Here is a 24,039-nt window from a genome sequence, read left to right as displayed (position 1 = left end):
AGACATTACCAGGGGTTCTCGATTTTAAGCCTTTACCTACTAAAGTACTAAATGACCACTAAAGTCACAAATAAGGTGACCAACAACAAGGCGCAACTTACCACAAACAGCTCTCGTACCTTATCGCATTTCGCAACAAAGCCAGAGTCATGATGTTCGCTGTATTCTTTGTGTTTTAGGTAATGGAAAAGGCGTGCCTGTTTATAGACGTTGCCATGGGCAGTGAAGAAACTGCCGCCATCGACTTGCTGATATAGCAAGGGGTGCGCTTCTCGCATGAGAAACAGGAGCGCACGCAAACTGGTTACGTAACGACTGAAGTTGATGGTGGTAACAAGTAATAATGTAAATATGATTAAATCGCCGCTGATCATCTTATCCTCCCTACATCTTCACAGATACGCGGTAAGAGATCAGCAGAGATTTATGTTAGCTACTCTGCAGCCGACGCATCCATAATTGAAGACGATCCTTCTTTAGCCATTGCCGCTAAATCTTTGTCGATAAAAAATAGCGCCTGGCCGTTTTCACCCACAAGTTCTAGCTTATCTAAGATCCCTTTAAACAATTTTTCTTCTTCATGTTGCTCAGCAACATACCATTGCAAGAAGTTAAAGGTTGAGTAGTCCTGGCTTTCAAACGCGACGTGAGCCAATTTATTAATGCGTTCGGTGATCATGCACTCGTGTTCGTAAGTCTCGCGGAACACATCACCAAGGCTAGTAAAGTCGTGTTTTGGGGCTTCGATGGCGCCAAGAATGGGTAATGCACCCGTCTCACTTACGTAGGTAAAGAGACGCTGCATGTGCTCCATTTCTTCGGCGGCATGAACGCGCAAAAACTCTGCTGCACCTTCAAAACCTTTGTCTTCACACCAAGCACTCATTTGTAAGTATAGATTGGATGAGAAAAATTCCAGATTAATTTGCTCATTCAATTTTTCGACCATAGATTGAGACAACACGACGGGCTCCTTTTAATGTTGTATTGCGAACACTATATCACTTTTTTGAAAGAGCCGCAGAAGGCAAATTTACTCACGAATTAAAATGCTTAGCCAATTTGAACTGCATCAAATGTACGTCAAGTTTTGTAATAATTAGCTTAAAATGAGGCGCATACAATGCTTACAAAAAACAAAAGCTGCTAGGATTTAAAGTAATGCATGTTATTGATCATTGGGAGATGCCACTATGAGCTACCAACACATTTTAGTCGCGGTTGATTTAACCGACGATAGCCAAACTGTTATCCATAAAGCGGTCAATTTGGCCAAAGAAGTCAACGCTGAGGTCTCTTTCATTCATATTGATATCAACCATTCTGAGCTGTACACCGGGTTAATAGATCTGAATATGCGAGACACCCAAAACCATGCCAATGCCGCCGCCCACGAAAAGCTTCAACATCTAGCTCAGCAAGCGGACGTTCCAGTTAAACATACGTTAGTCAGTCATGGGGAGTTCAGCGATGAAATTGTTGAGGCCATTTCAGAGCGTAAAGTGGACTTACTGGTGTGCGGACATCATCAAGACTTCTGGAGCAGGATCGTCTCTTCGACTCGACAACTGATCAATTCAACCCCTGTCGACATGTTGATCGTACCGATCAAACACTGACCCTCTAAAATAGAGAGCGGCGTCTAATCCGCAGACTTAATGCAGCCTAGCCATTGTGGCTGGGTTAGCTTGGTCTGGGGTTGGGCGTGCTTGTGGGGTTCCACCTTTTTTATCTAAACGTCGCTGCGCCTTAGCCAGTTTCTTGGCCGATTTGGCGACTTGCTTTCTAAGCTTCTTGAGTTTTTTCGCCTGCTTTTTGGACGTCTTAGGTGTTTTTTTGCTGTTCAAAACCGTCAGCTCTGGCGCAGAAGGCGGCGTAAAATGCTGCACAGCATCGTGTTCAATTTCGAAGGTGTGATTGGCTGCTACAAGAGATACAGGGCTTTCTAAAGCCATTCCCATAGGCACTGCTGAGCAGAGGTTTTCGGCGCTATTAGCCACTCGGGCGCAACTTTTACACGCAAACTGCGGCTGCGAGACCAGTGATTCTATCTCGCTTAACTGGGCCACAACCTCTTTTCTATACTTACACAGCTTTTTGGCCATACAACTCACCTACACCAACGCCAAACGATATTAAGAATGATTCTTACTTCGATTGTATTGCAAATTGATGAAAATGCAAGCATAGCGGCAAGGAACGGTTTGAATTTGGCTTTACCTCATTACTTCATCGAAGCGAGTACATAAACATCAAATCGGTTTTTCTTGGTCTCTATTGACATTGAGGGGGCTTTACCATCGAGTACATCGGCGTAATCGGGTCTTTTCACGACAACACGTTTGGTTGCTAATTTTAATGCAGGATCCAACAGTAAACTCGCATCATGATCGGCTCCTACCAATGTTTGGAAGACGCGCATCTCTTTTTTGATTTGGGCCGATTTCTTTTTTTCTGGGTGAGGGTACATCGGATCAAGATAAATCACCTCTGGTCGAGGCTGTGACTCTATTGCGAGTTGCTCAATACTCGAGGCATTAACCAGTGACAGCCTTTGTGTCACCCATTCGCCAATCTCACTGTCATTGCAGGCGCGGGTTAACCCATCATCCAAAAGCGCTGCGACCACTGGGTGACGCTCGATCATCTGCACCGTACACCCCAGAGACGCCAATACAAACGCATCCCGACCTAAACCTGCTGTGGCATCCACCACTGTAGGTGTTACACCTTTATTTAGCCCTACCGCTTTCGCAATAGATTGACCTTTTCCACCGCCAAACTTACGTCTATGAGCGACCGCACCAGTAACAAAGTCGACACTGATAGCGCCAAGCTTTGGCTCATCTCGTTTCACCAGTTCAAGCTTAGCGGGCTCCTCAGAGCTAAATTGCAGCTGGAAAAGCGCCGTATCGTCGTGGCACAACTGCCACTTTTGGGCCAATTGGGTGAGTCGTTGCTGCTGCTCAACATCGTTAGCATGTAGGCGAATTTTCAATCCAGTCACTTGAGGTTTGCTCGGGTTTGCCTGCAAGTGTACCCTAGAGCTTCTATTGTCGTCACCTAGAGAGCACTGCACCATGGATCGTCATCCTCGCTTAGATGAGTTGGATAAGAAAATTCTTAAAACTTTAATGAATGATGCGCGCACTCCATACGCTGAAATGGCCAAGCAATTTGAAGTGAGCCCTGCAACCATTCACGTTCGAATCGAAAAAATGAAAGCAGCGGAAATCATTGAAGGCACAGAGGTTTTGGTGAACCCTAAAAAGCTGGGGTATGACGTATGCTGTTTTATCGGCATAAATCTGAATGCGGCTCGCGATTACCACTCGGCACTAGAAAAGCTCAATGCTCTTGATGAAGTCGTTGAAGCGTATTACACGACAGGAGCGTACAATATTTTTGTCAAATTAATGTGCCGATCTATTGAAGAGTTGCAGTACGTGTTGATCGATAAGTTGCAGGCCATTGACGAAGTGCAGTCAACAGAAACACTGATCTCTTTGCAAAACCCGATCAATCGAAACGTCGAACCTTAAAGTAGCTATAAATGAAAAGTGAAAAGCCTCAACGACTTTTCACTTTTCTAACTCTTAAACAATTAAGCAGCAATGCCAGCGTGTCTCAACATGGCATCAATCTGCGGCTCGCGCCCTCTGAATCGTTTAAACAGCTCCATCGGCTCTTCACTGCCTCCCATCTCCAAGATGTTCTGCAAGAAGCTTTGTCCAGTTTCTGTATTGAAGATACCGTCTTCCTCAAAGCGAGAAAACGCGTCAGAAGAGAGTACTTCCGCCCACAAGTAGCTGTAATACCCAGCACTGTAGCCACCAGCAAATATATGACTAAAGCTGTGAGAGAAGCGATTCCATTCCAGACTAGGCAGCACTGCGACTTTGGCTTTCACTTCGGCTAATGTCTCTAGTACCTTGGCTCCCACCTCAGGGTCGTACTCGGTATGTAAGGTAAAATCAAACAAACCAAACTCAAGCTGACGCAAAATAAACATCGCAGATTGGAAGTTCTTAGCGGCCAACATTTTGTCCAGCATCTCTTTCGGAAGTGGCTCGCCAGTCTCGTAATGGCCTGAAATAAACGCTAGTGCTTGCTCTTCCCAACACCAGTTCTCCAAGAATTGGCTAGGCAGCTCTACCGCATCCCAAGGTACACCGTTAATCCCAGACACCGGCGCTACCGAAATCTTGGTCAACATATGGTGTATACCGTGCCCAAACTCATGGAATAACGTTACAACTTCGTCGTGGGTAAACAGGGCGGGCTTATCACCTATCGGCTTATTGAAGTTACAGGTTAGGTACGCGACTGGAGATTGGATTTCTCCGCTAAGCGTCTCGCGGCGGACACGGCACTCATCCATCCAAGCGCCACCACGCTTGTGTTCACGCGCGTACAAATCGAGGTAAAAGCTGCCTCGAAGCTCATCCTGACTGTCAAAAATATCGAAAAATCGTACCGACTCATGCCAGACGTCAACACCTTCTCTTTCGACAACCTGCATACCAAAAACACGTTTCACGACTTCAAACAGTCCTGATACCACACGCTGCTCAGGGAAGTAGGGACGTAATTGTTCGTCGGAAATGCTGAACAATTTCTGTTTTTGTTTTTCACTGTAGTAAGCGATATCCCAAAGATTTAGCTCACTCACACCAAAAGTGTGCTTGGCAAACTCGCGCAACTCTTCAACTTCGCGCTCACCTTGAGGTTTGGCTTTTTTAGCAAGATCGTTGAGAAAGCCAGACACTTGCTCTGGGGTCTCAGCCATTTTAGTTGCAAGTGATTTCTCGCTGTAGGAAGAAAACCCAAGTAAGCGAGCAATTTCATGTCGTAGCTTGAGCTCTTCTGTAATGATTTCGGTGTTGTCCCACTCGCCAGCATTTGGGCCTCTGTCAGACGCTCGTGTGACAAACGCTTCATACATTTCTTGACGTAATTCAGCATTGTCGGCATAAGTCATTACTGGGATATAAGACGGCATCTCCAAAGTTAGAAGGTACCCATCAAGCTCTTTGGCCTCTGCCGCTGCTTTTGCTGCCGCCAATGCCGACTCAGGCAATCCAGACAGGTCTTTAACATCACTGACATGCTTACTCCATGCCATAGTCGCGTCGAGGACATTATTGGAAAACTGCGAGCCAAGCTCGGACAATCGCTTGCTGATTTCACCGTAGCGATGCTGTTCATCGGCGGGCAAAGCAATACCCGACAATTCAAAGTCTCTCAACATATCAGTGATGGTTTTCTGCTTGGCTTGAGGCAGTGTCGCAAAGTCCTCAGACTGATGCATACTTTTGTACGCGTCGTACAAACCCTTATGTTGCCCAACCCAAGTGCTGTACTCCGACAGCAGAGGCAAGCAGCTTTCGTAAGCTTCACGCAGTTCGTTGCTGTTCAGTACAGAGTTCATGTGACTGACCGGCGACCACAAACGGCTTAATGTGTCTTCGGTTTCTAATTGTGGCGCACAGATACTTTCCCATGTTGGTGATTGATTACCATCGAGCACCCGCTCTACTGTTGCTCGGCAATCGGCAATGGCTTTTTCTACTGCCGGTTTAACATGCTCTGGCTTAATACTCGAAAATGGAGGGAGATCGGTGATGCTTAGCAGAGGGTTTGACATAGAGAATCCTTATCCAGTTGTTTTTCCAAATAACATCGGGGAATTGACGATGATTGGATGGGCTACTACATACAATGTAGACGCTGTGGTGAAAAATCAATAGTGGCGTATAATCTGTGCCATCGTCTTAACGCTTTAGGAGCGCCTGTGCTCAGTTATCGTCACAGTTTTCATGCTGGCAATCACGCCGACGTAGTAAAACACATTGTTCAAAGCCTTATCTTGGATTCATTAAAACTGAAAGAGAAACCCTTTGTTTATCATGACACTCATTCGGGAGTTGGCCGCTACGACCTCACCCACGAATGGTCTGAAAAAACGGGGGAATACAAACAAGGTATTGAACGCGTCTGGCTTGCGCCCAATAAACCCGATGCGCTAAACAGCTACCTATCAAGCGTTGAAGCTCTTAATGAAGACGGTTCACTCCGTTATTACCCGGGCTCACCACGTGTCGCTAGAGCGCAGCTTCGTCGCAGCGATCGCATGACATTGACCGAGTTGCACCCCAGTGACTTTCCACTGCTAGAGCAAGAGTTTCATCGTGATAGACAAGTAAGCATCTATAAAGAAGATGGGTTTTCTCGGTTAAAAGCAAGCTTACCCCCTAAAGAGCGTCGTGGTCTGGTGTTGATTGACCCACCTTACGAACTGGCCAAAGAGTATCGCGATGTTGTCACTGCAATAGCACAAAGTCATAAGCGCTGGGCTACTGGCATTTATGCCATTTGGTACCCAGTGGTGAATCGCTACGACATTGACGATATGCTTGAGGGATTGAAAGGCCTCGGTATTCGCAAAATCTTACAGATTGAGTTAGGCGTTTCCCCTGACACAAACGAGCGTGGTATGACCGCATCGGGGATGATCGTTATTAACCCTCCATGGAAACTGGAAGGCCAAATGCAAGAAATATTGCCTTACCTTAAAGAGGTGATAGCTCCGGCTACCGGTCACTTTAACGTTGAGTGGGTGGTTCCTGAATAAGTATGATCAAAAGTGGGGTTTGCGCGCAAAAGGGTATCGCACACACCATCACTTTTATCTTATAACTGAACAGACTAATAGCTAACGGCAAAGTTAAGCAGGCGGGGCTTGAAAACCTACCCCGCCTCCCCAATTAATTCTTTTACATTCGATAAACATAGCCTTGACTGGGAGAAAGGACATGGCGACACATTTTGATTATATCTGTATTGGTGGCGGCTCAGGAGGCATTGCCTCTGCAAACCGTGCGGCGATGTATGGTGCGAAAGTTGCGCTGATTGAAGCCCAAGATCTCGGTGGCACCTGTGTCAACGTTGGCTGTGTACCGAAAAAGGTCATGTGGCATGGCGCTCAAGTCGCTGAAGCGATCAACCTGTATTCGGAAGACTATGGCTTTGATGTAGAATTAAAAGGCTTCAATTGGGGTAAGTTGGTTGAAAGTCGCCAAGCCTATATTGGCCGTATTCATGAATCTTACGACCGTGTTCTGGGCAACAATAAAGTCAATGTGATCCGTGGCTTTGCGAAATTTGTCGATGCCAACACCGTAGAGGTAAATGGCGAGCTTTACACCGCCGATCATATTTTAATCGCTGTAGGTGGACGCCCAAGCATTCCAAACATTCCTGGCGCTGAATATGGCATTGACTCAAATGGCTTCTTTGAGCTGCAAGAGCAACCAAAACGCGTTGCAGTAATTGGAGCGGGTTACATCGCTGTGGAAATTGCCGGTGTATTGCACGCACTGGGTACTGAAACGCATCTGTTCTGCCGTAAAGAATCCCCGCTGCGCAGCTTCGATCCAATGATCATCGATACGCTGGTCGAAGTGATGGAAGCAGAAGGTCCAACGCTTCACACTCATTCCGTACCAAAAGAAGTGGTTAAGGAAGCCGACGGCAGCCTGACGCTTCACCTAGAAAATGGCAACACGCAAAATGTGGATCAGCTGATCTGGGCGATTGGTCGCCATCCTGCAACTGACGCAATTAACCTCGCAGCTACCGGTGTAGAAACTAACGAGCGTGGCTACATCAAAGTGGATGAGTACCAGACCACCAATGTGGATGGCATTTACTGTGTCGGCGACATTATGGAAGGCGGGATCGAGCTGACCCCTGTAGCGGTTAAAGCTGGACGTCAACTGTCTGAGCGCCTGTTCAACGGTAAAACCAACGCTAAGATGGATTACGAACTTGTTCCTACTGTCGTGTTCAGTCACCCACCGATCGGCACCATTGGTTTAACCACGCAGCAAGCAGAAGAGAAATACGGCAAAGACAACATTAAAGTCTATACCTCTGGCTTTACCGCGATGTACACCGCGGTCACTAAACATCGTCAACCTTGTAAGATGAAACTCATCTGTGCTGGTGACGAAGAAACCGTTGTTGGTCTGCACGGGATTGGATTTACCGTTGACGAAATGATCCAGGGATTTGGTGTTGCCATGAAGATGGGCGCAACCAAAGCTGACTTTGATTCGGTCGTCGCGATCCACCCAACAGGTTCAGAGGAATTTGTTACTATGCGCTAGCCGCGCTAGGGCGTCTCTACACTACAGAGTGAGTGGTGTCTTATCACTCACTCTGCTAGAGGCGTTTCACTTCTCTCAAAAACACAGTATTAAAGTGAGGGTGGGCTTTTAAATGGCGCTGCTCTAGCGAAGCTTGTTGATGGTCGGCATACGGACCAATTAAGCATCGATATCCTTTTCCGTCATACTGCTCAACTATCGTCTCTGAGACATTCGCGTAAAGAAACGAATAGGCTTGAGATGACATAGGAAACTGATCGAAACGACACTGGATCCACAGTATCGAATCAGCATGACGTGGTGGAACATCGCCCCATAATCCATCACCTAAAGGACACTCTGGGTCCAACTTTAGAGTCACTTGATCAATACTGGGCTCAACCAAGCACTCATTAATTTCATCCTGCTGGGCAAAGCTCATTGGGGCAAACATCGATAAGCTTACTATGAATGTCAGCATCCACTTTGTTCTCATCAACGGCTTCCTCTTAGTACACGCATCCATTAAGCATAAAATAGTACACTGTGTTGAGGAACGTAGCCGTGACAAAAGTGAGAGTTTAGTACTGCAATCCCAATCCAAAGCGCAATAGCTGTTGAGACTGTTGACCATCGAACTCTGGGGAACGATGAATAAGGACCAAACTCATCAACGCACTGTACTGGTAAGAAATATAACCGAAAGAGACACCCGTTTGGATATCCGTCTGTAAACGTTCCATATCCACGATAGACTCCCCTGTAATCTTGGTATCGCCCTCTAGAAAGTAGTTTTCAGCGACATATCGACCCTCAATGCCCGCGTAGGCTTCCTAGGTTAAACCCTTGAATGGTATGTAATGCATACCCTTACTAAACAAACTAAAATCTGCCGGACCGAAGTCTTCCGGCAACCGGTTGCCGATCCTGGCTGTCGCACCCACGCCTGCCTGATTCAGCATATTACCCAAGGCGATGGATGTGTGTGGATTAACCTCAGCGCAGATCATTTGGCAAAACCCTAAACTTCGGCCGACCAGTCGATACTCAAGTACTCCCCCTACTTTGTCGTCCACCTCATCTTGCCATCCGTCATAAGTGTCTTTGCCTGCCAGATTCTGCAGTCCATTCAAAATACTTGAACCAAAGCCATATTTACCAGCTCCAACCATACGAGCGCCGATTTGATTGACGTATGGACCGTAGCGAAAGCGATAATTCACGCCTAAAGCAAAGTAGCTAGAGAACGGCCGATCCCCCTCCTAGACGGTCTCTTCATGCTTATTTTCTCGGCTCGGAGTATAAGCGGCCTGATCCATAAAAAAGGTCACATAGTCATAACTGCTTAATGGGTAACTGTATGAAAGGTAGCTAGATGCGGTCATTCCACCATCTGAAACGTCTGGGCCATATAAGTTTTCCGAGGTATTGGTCATCGACCCTTTATCTTCGTTGGCAAATTCGAAGTAAAACTGTCCTACATTGGCTTGCGCTGTGCCACTTGCGAGCCAAAATACTGTAAGGCGGAGCAGTGCTCTGTACATCCGAGTTCCTTACTCTTTTTTGTAATATTCGCTCTACCTATACAATTCGCATACCACATCAGCCAAATCGATGAATATATTTTGATACACACAAAAAAAACCGGAAACATATATGCTTCCGGTTTCAATACTTTGATTGGGGTTACTTACCCTTTATAAATCTTAGGGTTAAATACATCCCTTAGCCAATCACCAAGCAAGTTGATCACGAGCACCAGTAAAATCAGAACCACACCAGGGAACACAGTGATCCACCAAGCGCCTGAGAAAATATACTTAAAGCCAGTGCTGATTAAGGCGCCTAATGAAGGCTGCTCTACCGGTAACCCTAAACCTAGAAACGACAGCGCTGCTTCAGACATGATCGCATTGGCGATTTGCACAGTAGAGATAACCAAAATTGGCGACAAACAGTTCGGCAAGATATGGCGGAACATGATGCGAGGTGCTTTAAAGCCCATTACACGGGCGGCTTCCACATACTCTTTCTTCTTCTCTGCCAGTACCGAAGCACGCACTGTTCGAGCGTACTGAGGCCATTCTGCGATACCGATGATCACCACCAACATGATCACCGCATATTGGCTGTAAAACTCACTGCCAAAACTTGCTTTAAAGATGGCTGATACAATGATGGCAACCATCATTGTCGAGAACGATAACTGAATATCCGCAAAGCGCATCAAGAAGCTATCGATGCGGCCACCAAAATACCCAGCGGACAAACCAATGATGATGCCAAGTATTAACTGTAGACCTACCGCTAAAAAGCCGATGGTCAATGACAATCGAGAGCCGTACAAAATGGTCGAGAAAATATCACGACCTTGCTCGTCGGTGCCCAACCAGAAACGCTCTTCACCGTATTCCATCCAAGAGGGTGGCAATTCCGAATCCATGATATCGATACTGCTTAAATCGTACGGATCAGTGGGTGACAAGATTGGTGCAAACAGTGCTAATACTAAGAAGCAGGCAAAAATTGCCGCGCTAAACATCGCAACTTTGTCACGCAAGAAATAGTAAACGATGTCTGAATTTTTAATGCGCTGCCAACGGCTAGGGGCCTGTGCTAATTGTTCCATGATCAGGCTCCTTTTCCTGTGAGATCAACGGTTGGGTTAATGACACCATACAGAATATCAACGATGGTATTAGTGACGACAAAAATTAACCCGACAAAGATGACATAGGCCGTAATTAGCGGGGTATCAACGCGGTTGATCGCGTCGAGGAACAGAAAGCCCATACCTGGCCACTGAAACACGGTTTCTGTCAGGATGGTGTAGGCAACCATTGTTCCTATTTGTACACCACCCACGGTTAGTACTGGTAGCATGGTGTTTTTTAGTGCGTGCTGATAGTAAATTTTATTCAGCTCTAGGCCTTTCGCTTTACCAAACTTTATGTACTCAGACCCTAGTACTTCGAGCATTTCGGAGCGTACTAAACGAATAAAAAGAGGCAGCATGATAGAGGCTAGCGCGATACTTGGTAGCACCAAATGCATCAGTCCGTCTACCGTAAAGAATCCAGAATCCCATCCTAATATGTCTGAAGTCTGCCCTCGGCCATAGGACGGAAACCACCCTAGCTCTATAGAGAAAACGTACATCAACATAATTGCGGTTAAGAATACAGGAATGGAGATCCCCACCGAGCTCATCGCCATTACAAACTTGGTAAACCAGTTTTTGGGATGAATAGCGGCATATACGCCCAGCGGTATAGATAATGTAACAATGATAATACTCGCCCCAACAACCAACTCTAAGGTTGCAGGCAGTTTGTCTAAAATAACGTCAACCGCAGGTCGCTTAAACGTATAACTGGTGCCGAGGTCGCCTTGTACGGCGTTCGAGAGAAAGCGGGCGTACTTAGTTATAAAAGGGTCATTGAGCCCCAGTTCATCACGCAACGCCTGTCGCTCAGCTTCAGATACAGACTGACCAACTAGCTCACGTAGTGGATCGCCTAAATTATCTTGAATGGAAAAGGCCACCAAGCTGATTACAAACATCACTATCAGCGCTTGATAAACGCGTTTGACTAGAAACGAAAACATTCCTTTGCCCCTTTGTGTTTCAATCTGAGAATAGATTTCAGTCTTAAAAATGGCACCTAACCCGACTGAAAAAGGCTAAGCACCAAAAAACGACGTAGTGTCTTTTTAAACTTTTTATTACTTGCTTGGTAAATGAAGGGGGAACCGAGTCCCCCCTTACTTACCTATATTTTGGCTTACTCAGCCAATCCATTACTTAACAACTAGGTCGCCAAAGTATGGGAAGTTCATGCCGTTGATGATTGGTTGAATATCAACGCTACTCTTCGCTGCCCAAGAAGGATCCTGCCAGTGTAGAGGAACGAACGCTGCTTCATCAAACAAGATTTGCTCAACTTTCTTCAGCATTTCACTACGCTTAGCAAGGTCAGTTTCTTTGTTAGACATATCCACTAGCTCATCAACTTCCGCATTAGAGTAGTGACCACAGTTGTATTGACCTTTACCAGTGTCTGCGTCACGAGTCATCGCTAGGAACTCAGTGAAGTTAGCTGAATCTTCAGTATCTGGGTGCCAGCCAATCATCATCATGTCTGCAGCACACTTATCGAATTCTGGCCAGTACTGTGCTTTAGGCATAGTTTTAAGGTCAACTTTGATACCGATTTTAGACAGCATTGCTGCAGAAGCTTGTGCAATCTTGTCATCGTTTACGTAACGGTTGTTTGGCGCCATCATAGTTAGCGTAAAGCCGTTTTCGTAACCTGCTTCTTTCATCAGCATCTTAGCTTTATTTAGATCAAAGCGAGGCTTAAGTGCATCGTTGTAACCTGCGTAGCCAACTGGGCTCTGTTGAGCGGCAGCTGTTGCAGCACCTTTCATCACTCGGTCAGCAATACCTTGGTTATTGATGGCGTATGTGATCGCTTGACGAACACGTACATCTTTAAGTGCAGGGTTGCTGTTTTGGTTCATTTGGAACGTGATGATACGAGTACCAGGCATAGTGAACAGATCAACATCACCAGCACTTTCAATGCGTTGGTAGTCGTTTGGACCCACTGGAGCGATCATGTCAACACCACCAGACAGTAGCGCTGCAACACGCGTTGCGTCTTCTTTGATGGCAACAAGAGTCAGTTTATCAACGTTGCCTTCGCTTGCTGTATCCCAGTAGCTGTCAAAACGCTCAAAGACTACTTCAACACCTTGCTCACGAGAAGCCACTTTAAATGGACCCGTACCCGATAGGTTTGTTGACGCAAAAGAGTTACCGTGCTTCACGATTTCGCCTTTGTCTGCACCATTAGCGTCAGTTCCCGTATAGAACTTGCTATCCATTGGGAAAATGTATGTTGCTACGTTTTCTACCAGTGGGTAAACGCCGTCAGTTTTAATTTCAACTGTGTAGTCGTCCACTTTAGTTAAAGATACTAGTGGTGCAAAAATGCCTTTAAAGTCAGCAGACTTTTTAAGACGGTCGAACGTCCAAACTACATCGTCAGCAGTAAAATCATTGCCTGAATGGAACTTCACGCCTTTACGTAGGGTAAAGTGCATGGTTGTGTCATCAACACGTTCCCATGACTCTGCCAAACGCGGTTCAAACTCCATGTTTTGATTAAAGCGTACAAGAGGATCAAAGGTCATGTGAGCAAGCTGCATGATGCCGCCTGAAAGCTGCTCTTGAATGTCCAATGATACCGGATCCGCATCATAAGCAACTTTAATTTCTGCTGCTGCAACGTTAAATGCTAAACCGGCAGTAGCCAGTGCAATAGCAATTTTGCTCTTAATGGTTTTCATTGCATAACTCCTTATGCGGGAATGTCTTCCCTGTTAGTTGTGTTTGCTTCTGTTATTTTTAGTGCGCTAACGCGCTCACCGAACCTGCTAAACGGCAGCAGATTCAGTAATTGGGTCTTCGTTACGTAGCCCTTTAAATTCAGGCATTAACGAAATAAGTTGCTGACTGTATTCATGTTGTGGAGACTCAAACAGCGCTTCTGTTGGCGCAACTTCAAGCAAGGTCCCCATTTTCATCACCCCAATTCGGTCACACATCTGTCGAATAACCGGTAAATCGTGGCTGATGAACAACATGGTTAGGTTTAATTCATCTTGCAAATCCTTCAACAAATTAAGAATTTGCGCTTGAACGGATACATCCAATGCAGACGTTGGCTCATCACAAATCAAAAGACGTGGACGAGTCGCTAATGCGCGAGCAATGGAAATACGTTGTCTTTGGCCACCAGAGAATTCGTGCGGATATTTCACCGCAGCCATACGGCCTAGACCCACATGATCAAGCAGGTCATTAACGATTTCACGGGTTTCGGCTTCATTACGAGTGAGCTTATGGAATCGAATTGGCTCTGCAATGATGTCAAAGATCTTCATTCGAGGGTTCATTGACGTATACGGGTTTTGGAAAACCATCTGCATCTGACGACGCAACGGACGACGCTCTTTTTCAGATTTAAGCGCGGTCAAGTCAATGCCTTCAAAGGTGACTTTGCCTTCATTGGGCTCATACAATCCTGCGATAACACGAGCGATGGTCGATTTCCCTGAACCAGACTCACCCACCAATCCAAAGGTCTCACCTTCGTGCACTTCAAAGCTCACGTTATTAGACGCTTGCACATATTCACGGCGGCTTTCAAACAGTGAATCTTTGGTGACAAAGCGGAGACTTACATTTTCTACGTTAAGCAGTGGCCCAGTGTACTCACGATCATCTTGGCTTTGCCCTAACCAGTGGTTTTTCACATCGAGAGGCTGCATTTCTGTTGCTTCTTCAATGTAACTCACCAATGGAAAACGTTCTAACTTTGCATCCGAGCGTGGTACCGCAGAAATCAAACTGCGTGTATACGAGTGGTCTGGATCGCCAAGTACTTTCGCTGTTGGACCAAACTCTACCAAGTCTCCACGGTACATTACCGCGACTTTATCAGTCACATTAGACACCACACCCATATCATGGGTGACGAGCATGCAACCAACATTATTTTGAATACATAGATCACGGATCAGTGTCAGTATTTGATCCTGAATGGATACGTCCAGTGCCGTAGTCGGTTCATCGGCAATAATCAGGTCGGGTTCGCCAGCTAGCGCAATCGCGATAACCACACGCTGACGCATGCCGCCAGAAAACTGATGAGGATACTGTTTCAAGCGATTTTCAGGCTGTGGAATGCCGACTTGCTTCATTAATGAGAGCGCGCGTTGATAGGCCTCTTCTTGCGAGACAGTCATATTGGCATGAATGGTTTCAGTTAACTGATGCTCGACAGTAAACAATGGATTAAGCGACGTCATAGGGTCTTGGAAAATGAACCCTATTTTTGACCCACGCACACTGCGCATCTGCTCGGGGGTGAGCCCCGATATTTTTTCACCGTCTAGAAACACATCGCCACTGGCAATGCGTCCTGGAGGGCTAAGCAAATCAATCACAGCATTACCTACTGTCGATTTACCCGCACCAGATTCACCCACAACACCAACGATCTCCCCTCGCTCGATGTTGAAACTTAACGACTTTACTGCGGCGAGAACGCCATGACGCGACGGGTATTCAATCCGAAGGTTTTTTACTTCTAATAGTGACATGCACCAGACCTCTACTGCCGGCAGCTTCCTGCTCTGTCTGTAACTAATAATTGCGTCAGAATAGTTTCTGATTCTTATCTATGGCAGAACAATCTGGCAAATAACTCACAAAAAAGCAACATTTAATCGCTAGAAAGTTGAATTTGTACAGATTTTAGGCACGATTGATGCTTAATTCGCAGGTTTTCATGAATTTTTATTCTGATGAGCAAAAAAGCAAACGTTCACCCTGTGATCGAGGTTCTAGTTACAAAGCTAATTGACCGTTTTTAGACGCAAATACGATGCGCATAACCATTCAGTTAAAACTAGTAACACTTTAGAAACAAACCCTAACTTTCATAAAAACACAGCTCCATATGACTGGTCATACCGCCAATACTCAACATTAAGTACCGGAAAACACCCAAAGATACAGGGTTAAATTCTACATGGTTTATTCTAACTTTAGCCTAAATAGCTTTTTACGCCGTCAAGCAACATTTGCGTAGAGATCATAATGAGTAGTAGCCCCATCAACCTCTCGATGGCTTTTAAGCCACGTTCACCCAGCAACTTATGGAAAAAGTTATAGAACATCAGAATAATAAAGGTCGCAAACCAAGCAAGAAACACCGATAAAGATAGCTCTAGCATTTGGTTTGGGTATTGATTGGAAAGCAATAGGATTGAAGCGATCACTGAAGGCCCAGCAATCATAGGTATCGCCATGGGGACGAAAAATGGTTCCTCACCCGCCGCAAGAGATACCACACCTCCCGGTTGAGGAAAGATCATTCGAATGGCAATGACAAAAAGGATTACACCGCCAGAGATACTCAATGTTTCTGGTTGTACGTTTAAAAACTTAAGGATTGATTGCCCAGCGAACAAGAACAACATGAGTATTGCAAGAGCAAATAGCAACTCTCGAACTAACACTTTACGACGTCTTTTGGGATCGAGGTGTTTTAGAATGGATAGGACGATAGGCAAATTGCCCAGTGGATCCATGATCAAAAACATCATGGTTGCAGCTGACAATATGTCCATTCTTCTCTCCCTGATTCGGCGTCGTAAATTGTTGTTTAAATTAGTGGTTGCACACTCGATGCGCTTGGGTTTGCCACTTACCGTCTACTTCAACAATTTTTTCGCGTGATTGGAAAAAAGCAATGATTGCATCAAACGACAATCCATCTTGACTACACGTATGAAATTGATAGGAAGAGCCATGCTCGCCATCGAGCCAAGATTTGAGTTCACTCAGCGTCATCGGAGTTTCTGTCAGTTTTTTCAATATCGTATGCCCATGTAGATTGGACAATGTAGTCTGTGTCATAGGAACCTCGTACTTAATGTGCGCGAAGTGTACCACTGCCACTAACGATTGAAAATGACTCTAAACGACTGAAACCACCATGCCCAATTGCGCACAGCTATAGCATGTCATGGTTAAACGTGAATACCCACGCTTATGCGCGACATGAGGATTTTTTGAAATCGCGAAAAACAGACCCGCTAGGATGAATAGCACGCTACTGCTCATGGCGAACACATGCTGCAAACTAGGTTCAGATAGCCAAACTTGAGCAGATACAGACAATAGCTGCAGCATCATAATCCCCATTACAATTACGGGCAGTAGAACTTTATCCAATATTGGTAGTAATAGCAGAATCACTATGACCGCAACCGCGATAACCACAATAGGCAGCCACCAACTGACCATGGTATCGAGTTGCATCCAAATAGCTTTGCTATAACAGATGTAAGCGATGGTGTGCAGGATAAACATAGAAGGTACGGCTGAATCATTGAGTTTCAGCACCCACTCTCCGCAGTAGCCAAACAACAAGGCAGTTATGACCCAGAACAGTGGTGTAGACGCGGAGAACGCTTCAGGGGAAACCAATAGCGCAGTAGCAATCAGTGATGGGGTCATGACCAACAGGCCGAACCCACCAATTGCGCTATTGCGATTATTACTAACGATTTGAGCTAGCGCGAATAGAAGATAAAAAATCCAAATCACTGTGACGTTCTCATGCTTGTAGGTCGCCTAGTGTAGTGAAGCTCGATAAAGCATTCACCGCTTTTGTACTTAGGATTGATCAATATCTCATTTTTTTTAAGGCCACCGGTATAACCATCAAAAACTTCGGCTACTTCTCAGAGTGTCCATAATCTACCTATAAGCATTGACTAACTAATAGGATTGGAACGCACAGCTCATTTAAAACGTGTCAAACCCAAATTAAAAATCAAATTTAAACATTAAAAAACATGCAGTTAAAATACATCACCCATCCAACACCGTGTTTTGAAGGCTAATGATCAATTCTATCGACTAACCTTACTTTCCCTACACAAATAGGCCGAATCTAGAAACTTCACACCTTCAGTTGCGAGTTAGTATCAATAACAAGAAAAACCAACCACAAGTAGAGCCCATTCAGTTACATAAGGCACCCAATAGACTCACAACCCCAAAAATAAAAATAAGAATGTTTAAACAATTAAATATCAACAAGTTAAATAGCAATCAAAACAAAAACAACACAAAAGCAAACGTTTGCTTCTAATTATTAAACTTCACTTATGAGTAATTATTAATAAAATCAAATAAAAACTTGCAAAGTTAAACCGTATTAGGTATTTTTTATACAGCGCACAAAAATTCTACAGAAGGATATATGACACAATCACAAGTTAAAGGATTGGTAATGATCGTTCTGACCATTGGTTTCATGAGTATTCCAGCACTGGTCTAATCGACTTAGCGAACATCTACTGCCTATTACGAAAAAGGGGTATGCCATGGCATACCCCTTTTTCGTAATGAGTCAATTATGTGCATCAGTCAAGTTTGATGGCGTGCCAGTTATTATAGTAAAAGACTAGCGCGGCGCCGGTCAGTAGGATAACCAACGCGATGGCCACTCCCCATATGATTCTTCCGCTGTTTGGTGTCAGCTCTTTCTCACACTCACGAGCAGCCTGTTTAAACGCCTCTGGATCGTCCAATGTATAGTGTTCTTCATGAACCACTTTATTGCGAATCGTAGCGATATAACGTAGTTTTTTGATGATATCGTGCGGTAAGCGTTCTTCAACGCTATTAATCAACTGATGTAAGCCTTTACCTTCCGCATGAAACTGCGATTTAAGCAGCGCTTCTAGTCGGCGAGATCGACTCACTACAAGTTCAATGTCTGACATAAGCACTCCTTTGTTGTCATAGGCATTTTAGAATACCACGCTTTTGCGGCAGTAAAATAAAACTGTATTGATTTTAACCTATTAGAATGTGAAGTCGCCAGAAGTTCCGCAAAAAGCTCACATCGACTCTTTTCTCTCATTCTCGCCCCAATTACACTGGCAACACTCACCACCAGCGAGGAGCAGCGTCGTGCCTCTATACTTTCTTGTTGCCATAGCACTACTCATTGTTTTGGGGCTGTGGGTGTTCAGTCGATTCTATCAAAAACACATACTTGGACAGCAGGCACCAGAACAGAGCGCAATGGTCGTCGTCATCGATAAACAGAGCGTTGATATTGACGATGCAGCTCCCGGCGAAGAAGACAAAGAATATTGGATCTATGTGCAAAAAGGACGCTTTGGACCAAAGCGGGAGTTTCAAGTTGGCGTTCACTATTATCACGCACTATCACCTGGCGACAAAGGTGAACTCACCTACCAAGGTGGCAAGTTCATTCACTTTTCCCGCCAAAAGCAGTAACGAAACAAAGTTTAAACCCTATGCGTTAAGGTAGCAGCCAACGCGTTTTAGAGGATTGAGACAGTAACCAACTGCAAGAAAGCGATAGTGCCCCACTGATCACTATCCACAACGGGATCACCCACGCTGGATGCCCCTGATACCAACCCATCTCTTTCATTGGCCATAAAAATATAGGGTGCAAAATATAGATCCCTAAGCTGTGTTTACTGATGAATCCTACGAGTTTGTTCGCACCTTGGCTGAGACCTTCTCCAAAATATCGACATACCATGAATACCATACTCGCAGCCACGATCGTATTTAACGTCTTATACGATAACCATCGACCAAAGCTGTACTTGTCGGCTTCTAGGCTCATCGTAGTGACCATATAAATTGTCACTGCAAACGAAAGCATTCCTGCTCCGAATAGCAATATGGTGTTCATTCGAGTTAAAGGGACCTTTTGATACAAAATATACCCCAAAGGCAACAAACCGGAATAGAGCCACATCTGGTTGCTCCAAGGACCATCAAATCGCAGTAAATACAATAACGTTGTGAGTAACCAGATCCCCGTGATTGCATATAGTGCGGCATCGTCAAAGCGCCTTACAAACCATTGGAAAAATGGGATCACAAAATAGAGCGGAATGAAGTAGTAAAAAAAGCCCAAATGGTAATAGGTGGAATGAGTGAGTCCATTGCTTGCCACTTCCATTGCATGACCCGCATCGAAGCCATTAATACTCCAACCAGATAGGTATGCGTAAAACAGCGACCAAATTACAAACGGGATCAGTACTTTACCTAATCGTCTAGACACATAATATTTGAGGTCAAAAGGCCGTGTATCCGACAACATCAAAGCGCCGGTAATAAGAATAAACACAGGGACGGCCCAGCGACTTACAGAGTTGACGCTAATGGCAAAAAACCATTCATTAAATGGAATGTCGCCAAGCTGACGACGATAGGGAGCCAATACATGGATTGCGATCACCGCAACCGCTGCCACGCAGCGGGCGAGATCAAAAAAGAGCACACGTTGTTTCATAAGGCTAGTCGCAAATAGGAGAGTACCTAAAAACTACCATATATTTCTGGAAGAGCCTATATTGCCTTACACAACCATGCACAGGGGTTAGTGAGCGTGTCGTGGCAACTTTATCGAGACGAGAGTTGTTGTTACCAAGAATCCAAACGAAACCCAAAGACACAAACTTAGTCCACCAACCTGGAACAGGTAACCAGAGAGAACGGTACCAATTAAGCGTCCCATAGCATTGGCCATGTAATAAAACCCAACGTCCATAGAGACACCATCGCCTTTGGCGTAACTCACAATTAAGTAAGAATGAATTGACGAGTTAACCGCAAAAATAGCGCCAAATATGAGTAGGCCAATCACAATAACCCATTGAGGGTGCCATTGGATTTGTACAGAATAAGCGATCAAGCCCGTAACCAATGCTAACGCGGCAACCCAACCCATCGCTGCAGCACCGTCTGGCACTTTGCCAAGAGAACTGCCGGTAATTCTAGGCGCAAAGCCCTGCACGAAACCATAAGCTATGACCCATGTGGCGAGGAACCCTCCCACCCATAAGTGCTCCCAACCGAATACCGTACCAAGGTAAACAGGAAGAGCCACCACAAACCAGACGTCACGCGCACCAAACAAAAACATGCGAGCAAGTGAGAGAACATTGATACTGTCAGACTTAGAAAACAGTTGCTTGAACTTAGGTTTACTTTTGGCTTTGCCTAAATCGTTCTCTAACCAAATGATGCTACCTACAAACACCAAGGCAAGCACTGAGGCCATTAGCATCATAGAATACTGGAACCCGACTACGCTCAGAAGCAAACCACCAATAAAGAAGCCTGCGCCTTTCAGTGCGTTCTTAGAGCCGGTTAAGATAGCAACCCACTTGTAAAGTGCCCCTTGTTGCTCATTGGGCACCAAGGATTTGATGGCACTCTTGGCACTCATTTTATTGAGATCTTTGGCAATGCCGGAGAAGGCTTGAGCCGCCATAACCCATGGGATCGTCAACCAAGCATTAGGCACTGCCAACATGAGCAGAGCACCAATTTGCATCGCCAGTCCGAGGTTCATCGTCCGGTTAAGCCCCAGCCGTGCTCCTAACCATCCGCCTACCAAGTTGGTCACTACACCAAAGAATTCGTAAAACAGAAACAGTGAGGCAATCGCTAATGTGCCATAACCTAAGTCATGAAAGTAAAGCACCACCAGCATTCGCAGGGCACCATCGGTGATTGTGAAATTCCAATAGTTGAACGTCACCAACATATACTGACGGATATTACGATCTAAACTCGCCAAACTCATTACTTACAGCCCCACTGTGCTATTGATTACTACTTTACGGCTTTTGCCAGAGCATCGACGTAGTCGATTTGAACTGGCTTGGTGAATGCGCCTGGACGCAATGCTTGAACATCGGTTTTGATTTTAGCCAATGGCCAATCGCGCTCGAGTAAAGCATTAGCAGCAAGTAGCCCAGTACGGCCTGAACCGCCCATGCAATGCATCGCCACCTTTTCACCGTTGTTCAGCGCTTGTTGAATCACTGGTGAAGCGTCTGCCCATTGCTGAGAAAAACTGTCGCCCGGTGCGCAGTCATCTTCAATCGGTAGGTGCAGCCAGCTCATGCCAAGTGCTTTAACTTGTTCACCTAAAGAGCCAACGCCTTTGCTGTTCATTTCTTCGTGGCTCAATGCAGTGGCAACCACAGTCACGCCATCTTGCTTAAGCTGTGCCAGAGACGCATCAAGATCCAGCTCTTTAGTACCTGGACAAGGCGTTAAAATAAGTGCGCCTTCATCGACGTTCAGTTGCCATGTTGGGTGTGTCATAAAAACTCCTATTTATCCGCTAATCCAACTTTAAGAACCAACTCGGCCGTACGAGTGGCGTAGCCCATCTCGTTGTCGTACCAAGCGTAAATTTTGACCATGCGGCTGCCAACAACCATCGTAGATAGTCCGTCAACGATGGTAGAGCGCTGATCGCCACGGTAATCAATCGATACTAAAGGACGACCTTCAAAGCCAAGAATACCCTTCAGCTCGTTTTTTGAGGCTTCTTCAAGCAAGGCATTCACTTCTTCCGCCGTTGTATCGCGCTTAACGTCAAAAATAATGTCTGTGAGTGACGCATTAGCCAGTGGCACACGAACAGCGTGTCCGTTAATTCTATCTTTAAGCTCAGGGAAGATTTCTACGATAGCTGTCGCCGAACCTGTTGTGGTAGGAATAAGGCTCATTCCACACGCGCGGGCACGACGTAAATCTTTGTGCGGCGCATCCAAGATTGTCTGAGTGTTGGTCAAATCATGGATAGTGGTAAATGACGACTGCTCAATGCCTAATTTTTCATTGATGACTTTAACTACTGGTGCAATACAGTTTGTCGTGCATGATGCTGCCGTTACGATACGGTGCTGAGCTGGGTCAAAGATGTCATCATTAATACCGACAACAATGTTTGCTACTCCAGCCTCTTTAACCGGCGCTGAAACAACGACACGCTTAACGCCTTGATCGAGGTACTTTTGCAAAAATTCTGTTTTGCGATGCACACCTGTAGCTTCTAGCACCACATCACATCCAGACCAATCCACTGCGTCAATATCACGCTGCTGAGTAGTTTTAATTTTTTGGCCAGCCACAACCATATACTCGCCATCAGCTTGTACTGGGTGAGACCAAGTGCCTTGCACAGAATCAAACTCCAACAGGTGTGCAAGAGTTTTGGTGTCTCCCGCAACATCGTTAATAAGGACAAATTCTACATTAGGCCAATCAAATGCCGCGCGCATTGCGAGGCGACCAATACGGCCAAAACCGTTAATTCCTACTTTAATCGTCATAATCGGATCTCTTTTAAAATATTAGGGACAAGGCCGATCGGCCATATTGCTTAAGCGCTGATGATCATCTTGATAATTCGCCAGTAGATCATCTGCTTCATGTAATTGTTCTATCACCTTTGCCTGCCAAGGTTGTAGGTGTGGAGACAAGTGGTAATACACCCACTGCCCACGTCGCTCATCCGTGACGACGCCAGATTGACGCAGCTGTGCCAAGTGCCTCGATATCTTAGGCTGGCTTTCTCCGAGCGCAGCTGTCAGCTCGCAAACACACAGCGCTTTATGCTGCGCAATTAAAAGCAAACAGCGTAGCCGTGTTTCGTCTGACAGAAGTTTAAACAGTTGATGTGGTAACACAGAAATACCCCCCCATATATGGATATGCGTATATATCGGATATTTAGGGGTGTTTGTCAATAGAAATTAGAGGATTGTCACAAAGAGTTCATAAAGGGGCAGAGGGTGCCCCTGTAAGCAAACAGACAGAAGAATTTAGCTTTTCGCCAAAGAAAGTAAGGCCCCACAACCAATAAACATGCTCCCGAACACTCGATTGAGTGAGCGCATCCAACGTGGCGACTGAACGGCACGACGCAATTGCGAGGCAAGCGTCGTGTATCCAATCATAACGGCACCATCAATCACTACCGTGGTTACACCCAATATGAGTAGCTGAACAAACTGCGGTTGGCTGGGATTAATAAATTGAGGAAATAACGCAACTAAGAAAACAATCGACTTAGGGTTGGTCAAGTTAACGAGCACGGCCTGACGAAAAAGAGTTATTGAGCTTAACTGTTCGTGGCTGTCGGTGACTGACATGCCACTGGTTTCTCGCCATTTCTGGATGCCAAGCCACACCAAATAGACGACTCCGACCCACTTAATGACCGAAAACGCGGTGGCGGACTGGGCCACCAACGCCCCTATACCGGCGCCAACCAATGCAATATGACACACTAATCCAACTTGAAGTCCCGCGACGGCAGCTAGCGAGCGGCGAGCACCAAAGTTAATGCCATTAGAGATGGAGTTGACCGTACCAGAGCCCGGTGCAAGACTAAAAACGATCGCTGTTGCCACATACGCAAGCCATACAGAAAGTGTCATC

General features: G+C 45.6%; 26 protein-coding genes and 1 pseudogene. 5 read left to right on the top strand and 22 right to left on the bottom strand.

Annotation, left to right across the window (positions count from 1 at the left end; genetic code table 11):
• Positions 1–47: 47 nt before the first annotated feature.
• On the bottom strand, positions 48–374 hold the full coding sequence (uspB, locus tag JQC93_RS14450) for a universal stress protein UspB (RefSeq protein WP_205159127.1): 327 nt from the start codon (positions 372–374) through the stop codon (positions 48–50).
• A gap of 59 nt (positions 375–433) precedes the next feature.
• Positions 434–964: a non-heme ferritin gene (ftnA, locus tag JQC93_RS14445; RefSeq protein WP_205159126.1), complete on the bottom strand. Its 531-nt coding sequence runs from the start codon at positions 962–964 to the stop codon at positions 434–436.
• A gap of 229 nt (positions 965–1,193) precedes the next feature.
• Here ftnA and JQC93_RS14440 point away from each other — a divergent pair, with 229 nt between their 5' ends.
• Positions 1,194–1,619 (top strand): universal stress protein, encoded by a 426-nt coding sequence (locus tag JQC93_RS14440; protein ID WP_084884333.1) that lies wholly within the window; start codon positions 1,194–1,196, stop codon positions 1,617–1,619.
• Between the two features lie 36 nt (positions 1,620–1,655).
• On the opposite strand, the gene JQC93_RS14435 is transcribed toward JQC93_RS14440, so the two are convergent.
• Together JQC93_RS14435 and JQC93_RS14430 are read right to left on the bottom strand one after the other, a co-directional pair.
• A complete protein-coding gene (locus tag JQC93_RS14435; RefSeq protein WP_205159125.1) occupies positions 1,656–2,105 on the bottom strand; it encodes a hypothetical protein in 450 nt (149 codons plus the stop codon).
• Between the two features lie 119 nt (positions 2,106–2,224).
• Positions 2,225–2,998: a class I SAM-dependent methyltransferase gene (locus JQC93_RS14430; RefSeq protein ID WP_205159310.1), complete on the bottom strand. Its 774-nt coding sequence runs from the start codon at positions 2,996–2,998 to the stop codon at positions 2,225–2,227.
• 82 nt (positions 2,999–3,080) lie between these two features.
• Between JQC93_RS14430 and asnC the strand changes: the two genes are divergently transcribed.
• A complete protein-coding gene (asnC, locus tag JQC93_RS14425) occupies positions 3,081–3,542 on the top strand; it encodes a transcriptional regulator AsnC (protein WP_084884336.1) in 462 nt (153 codons plus the stop codon).
• A gap of 62 nt (positions 3,543–3,604) precedes the next feature.
• Here asnC and prlC read toward each other — a convergent pair whose 3' ends face one another.
• On the bottom strand, positions 3,605–5,647 hold the full coding sequence (gene prlC / locus JQC93_RS14420) for an oligopeptidase A (RefSeq protein ID WP_205159124.1): 2,043 nt from the start codon (positions 5,645–5,647) through the stop codon (positions 3,605–3,607).
• A gap of 147 nt (positions 5,648–5,794) precedes the next feature.
• On the opposite strand from prlC, the gene JQC93_RS14415 reads away from it, so the two are divergent.
• Both JQC93_RS14415 and gorA read left to right on the top strand, forming a co-directional pair.
• Positions 5,795–6,634 carry a 23S rRNA (adenine(2030)-N(6))-methyltransferase RlmJ gene (locus JQC93_RS14415; RefSeq protein ID WP_205159123.1) on the top strand — a complete coding sequence of 280 codons (840 nt, stop codon included), beginning with the start codon at positions 5,795–5,797 and terminating at the stop codon, positions 6,632–6,634.
• Between the two features lie 181 nt (positions 6,635–6,815).
• Positions 6,816–8,171: a glutathione-disulfide reductase gene (gene gorA / locus JQC93_RS14410; protein WP_205159122.1), complete on the top strand. Its 1,356-nt coding sequence runs from the start codon at positions 6,816–6,818 to the stop codon at positions 8,169–8,171.
• Positions 8,172–8,226: 55 nt separating this feature from the next.
• Here the strand turns inward: gorA and JQC93_RS14405 are convergent, their stop codons facing one another.
• The 11 genes and pseudogenes from JQC93_RS14405 to JQC93_RS14350 form a co-directional block, all read right to left on the bottom strand.
• Positions 8,227–8,646, bottom strand: a complete 420-nt coding sequence (locus tag JQC93_RS14405; protein ID WP_205159121.1) for a hypothetical protein — start codon at positions 8,644–8,646, stop codon at positions 8,227–8,229.
• An 85-nt stretch (positions 8,647–8,731) separates the two neighbouring features.
• A pseudogene (locus JQC93_RS20335) lies at positions 8,732–9,397 on the bottom strand (lipid A-modifier LpxR family protein); the annotation flags it as partial.
• A 15-nt stretch (positions 9,398–9,412) separates the two neighbouring features.
• Positions 9,413–9,694, bottom strand: a complete 282-nt coding sequence (locus JQC93_RS14390) for a hypothetical protein (protein WP_205159119.1) — start codon at positions 9,692–9,694, stop codon at positions 9,413–9,415.
• Between the two features lie 146 nt (positions 9,695–9,840).
• Positions 9,841–10,779: an ABC transporter permease gene (locus JQC93_RS14385; RefSeq protein ID WP_205159118.1), complete on the bottom strand. Its 939-nt coding sequence runs from the start codon at positions 10,777–10,779 to the stop codon at positions 9,841–9,843.
• A gap of 2 nt (positions 10,780–10,781) precedes the next feature.
• Positions 10,782–11,759 (bottom strand): ABC transporter permease, encoded by a 978-nt coding sequence (locus JQC93_RS14380; protein ID WP_205159117.1) that lies wholly within the window; start codon positions 11,757–11,759, stop codon positions 10,782–10,784.
• A gap of 192 nt (positions 11,760–11,951) precedes the next feature.
• Positions 11,952–13,505: an ABC transporter substrate-binding protein gene (locus tag JQC93_RS14375; protein WP_205159116.1), complete on the bottom strand. Its 1,554-nt coding sequence runs from the start codon at positions 13,503–13,505 to the stop codon at positions 11,952–11,954.
• A gap of 87 nt (positions 13,506–13,592) precedes the next feature.
• The gene (locus tag JQC93_RS14370; protein WP_205159115.1) at positions 13,593–15,323 is read right to left on the bottom strand and encodes a dipeptide ABC transporter ATP-binding protein; all 1,731 of its coding nucleotides are present in this window, start codon (positions 15,321–15,323) and stop codon (positions 13,593–13,595) included.
• A 447-nt stretch (positions 15,324–15,770) separates the two neighbouring features.
• Positions 15,771–16,355, bottom strand: a complete 585-nt coding sequence (locus tag JQC93_RS14365; RefSeq protein ID WP_084884379.1) for a YhgN family NAAT transporter — start codon at positions 16,353–16,355, stop codon at positions 15,771–15,773.
• A gap of 40 nt (positions 16,356–16,395) precedes the next feature.
• Positions 16,396–16,644, bottom strand: coding sequence for a YecH family metal-binding protein (locus JQC93_RS14360; protein ID WP_236009575.1), 249 nt, complete (start codon positions 16,642–16,644; stop codon positions 16,396–16,398).
• Between the two features lie 60 nt (positions 16,645–16,704).
• Positions 16,705–17,337 (bottom strand): lysoplasmalogenase family protein, encoded by a 633-nt coding sequence (locus JQC93_RS14355; RefSeq protein ID WP_205159114.1) that lies wholly within the window; start codon positions 17,335–17,337, stop codon positions 16,705–16,707.
• Between the two features lie 824 nt (positions 17,338–18,161).
• Complete coding sequence (locus JQC93_RS14350) at positions 18,162–18,524, bottom strand: DUF4145 domain-containing protein (RefSeq protein ID WP_205159113.1); 363 nt, start codon at positions 18,522–18,524, stop codon at positions 18,162–18,164.
• A 190-nt stretch (positions 18,525–18,714) separates the two neighbouring features.
• Here JQC93_RS14350 and JQC93_RS14345 point away from each other — a divergent pair, with 190 nt between their 5' ends.
• Complete coding sequence (locus JQC93_RS14345; RefSeq protein WP_205159112.1) at positions 18,715–19,047, top strand: DUF2500 domain-containing protein; 333 nt, start codon at positions 18,715–18,717, stop codon at positions 19,045–19,047.
• Positions 19,048–19,072: 25 nt separating this feature from the next.
• Here the strand turns inward: JQC93_RS14345 and JQC93_RS14340 are convergent, their stop codons facing one another.
• From JQC93_RS14340 to rhtB, 6 genes are all read right to left on the bottom strand, one after another.
• A complete protein-coding gene (locus JQC93_RS14340; RefSeq protein ID WP_205159111.1) occupies positions 19,073–20,086 on the bottom strand; it encodes an acyltransferase in 1,014 nt (337 codons plus the stop codon).
• Between the two features lie 87 nt (positions 20,087–20,173).
• Positions 20,174–21,385, bottom strand: coding sequence for an organoarsenical effux MFS transporter ArsJ (gene arsJ / locus JQC93_RS14335; protein ID WP_205159110.1), 1,212 nt, complete (start codon positions 21,383–21,385; stop codon positions 20,174–20,176).
• Positions 21,386–21,414: 29 nt separating this feature from the next.
• Entirely contained in the window at positions 21,415–21,912 is a 498-nt protein-coding gene (locus JQC93_RS14330) for a cyclin-dependent kinase inhibitor 3 family protein (RefSeq protein ID WP_205159109.1), read from the bottom strand.
• Positions 21,913–21,920: 8 nt separating this feature from the next.
• Positions 21,921–22,928, bottom strand: coding sequence for an ArsJ-associated glyceraldehyde-3-phosphate dehydrogenase (locus JQC93_RS14325; RefSeq protein ID WP_205159108.1), 1,008 nt, complete (start codon positions 22,926–22,928; stop codon positions 21,921–21,923).
• A 21-nt stretch (positions 22,929–22,949) separates the two neighbouring features.
• The gene (locus tag JQC93_RS14320) at positions 22,950–23,285 is read right to left on the bottom strand and encodes a metalloregulator ArsR/SmtB family transcription factor (protein WP_205159107.1); all 336 of its coding nucleotides are present in this window, start codon (positions 23,283–23,285) and stop codon (positions 22,950–22,952) included.
• A gap of 135 nt (positions 23,286–23,420) precedes the next feature.
• Complete coding sequence (gene rhtB, locus JQC93_RS14315; protein WP_205159106.1) at positions 23,421–24,038, bottom strand: homoserine/homoserine lactone efflux protein; 618 nt, start codon at positions 24,036–24,038, stop codon at positions 23,421–23,423.
• Position 24,039 lies beyond the last annotated feature (1 nt).

Origin of the sequence: Vibrio ulleungensis (assembly GCF_016900875.1) — a bacterium.
In the GTDB taxonomy this organism is placed as follows: Bacteria; Pseudomonadota; Gammaproteobacteria; order Enterobacterales; family Vibrionaceae; genus Vibrio; species Vibrio ulleungensis.
Note: the sequence above shows the minus strand (reverse complement) of the source record. Positions and strands in the feature narration are given on the sequence as shown.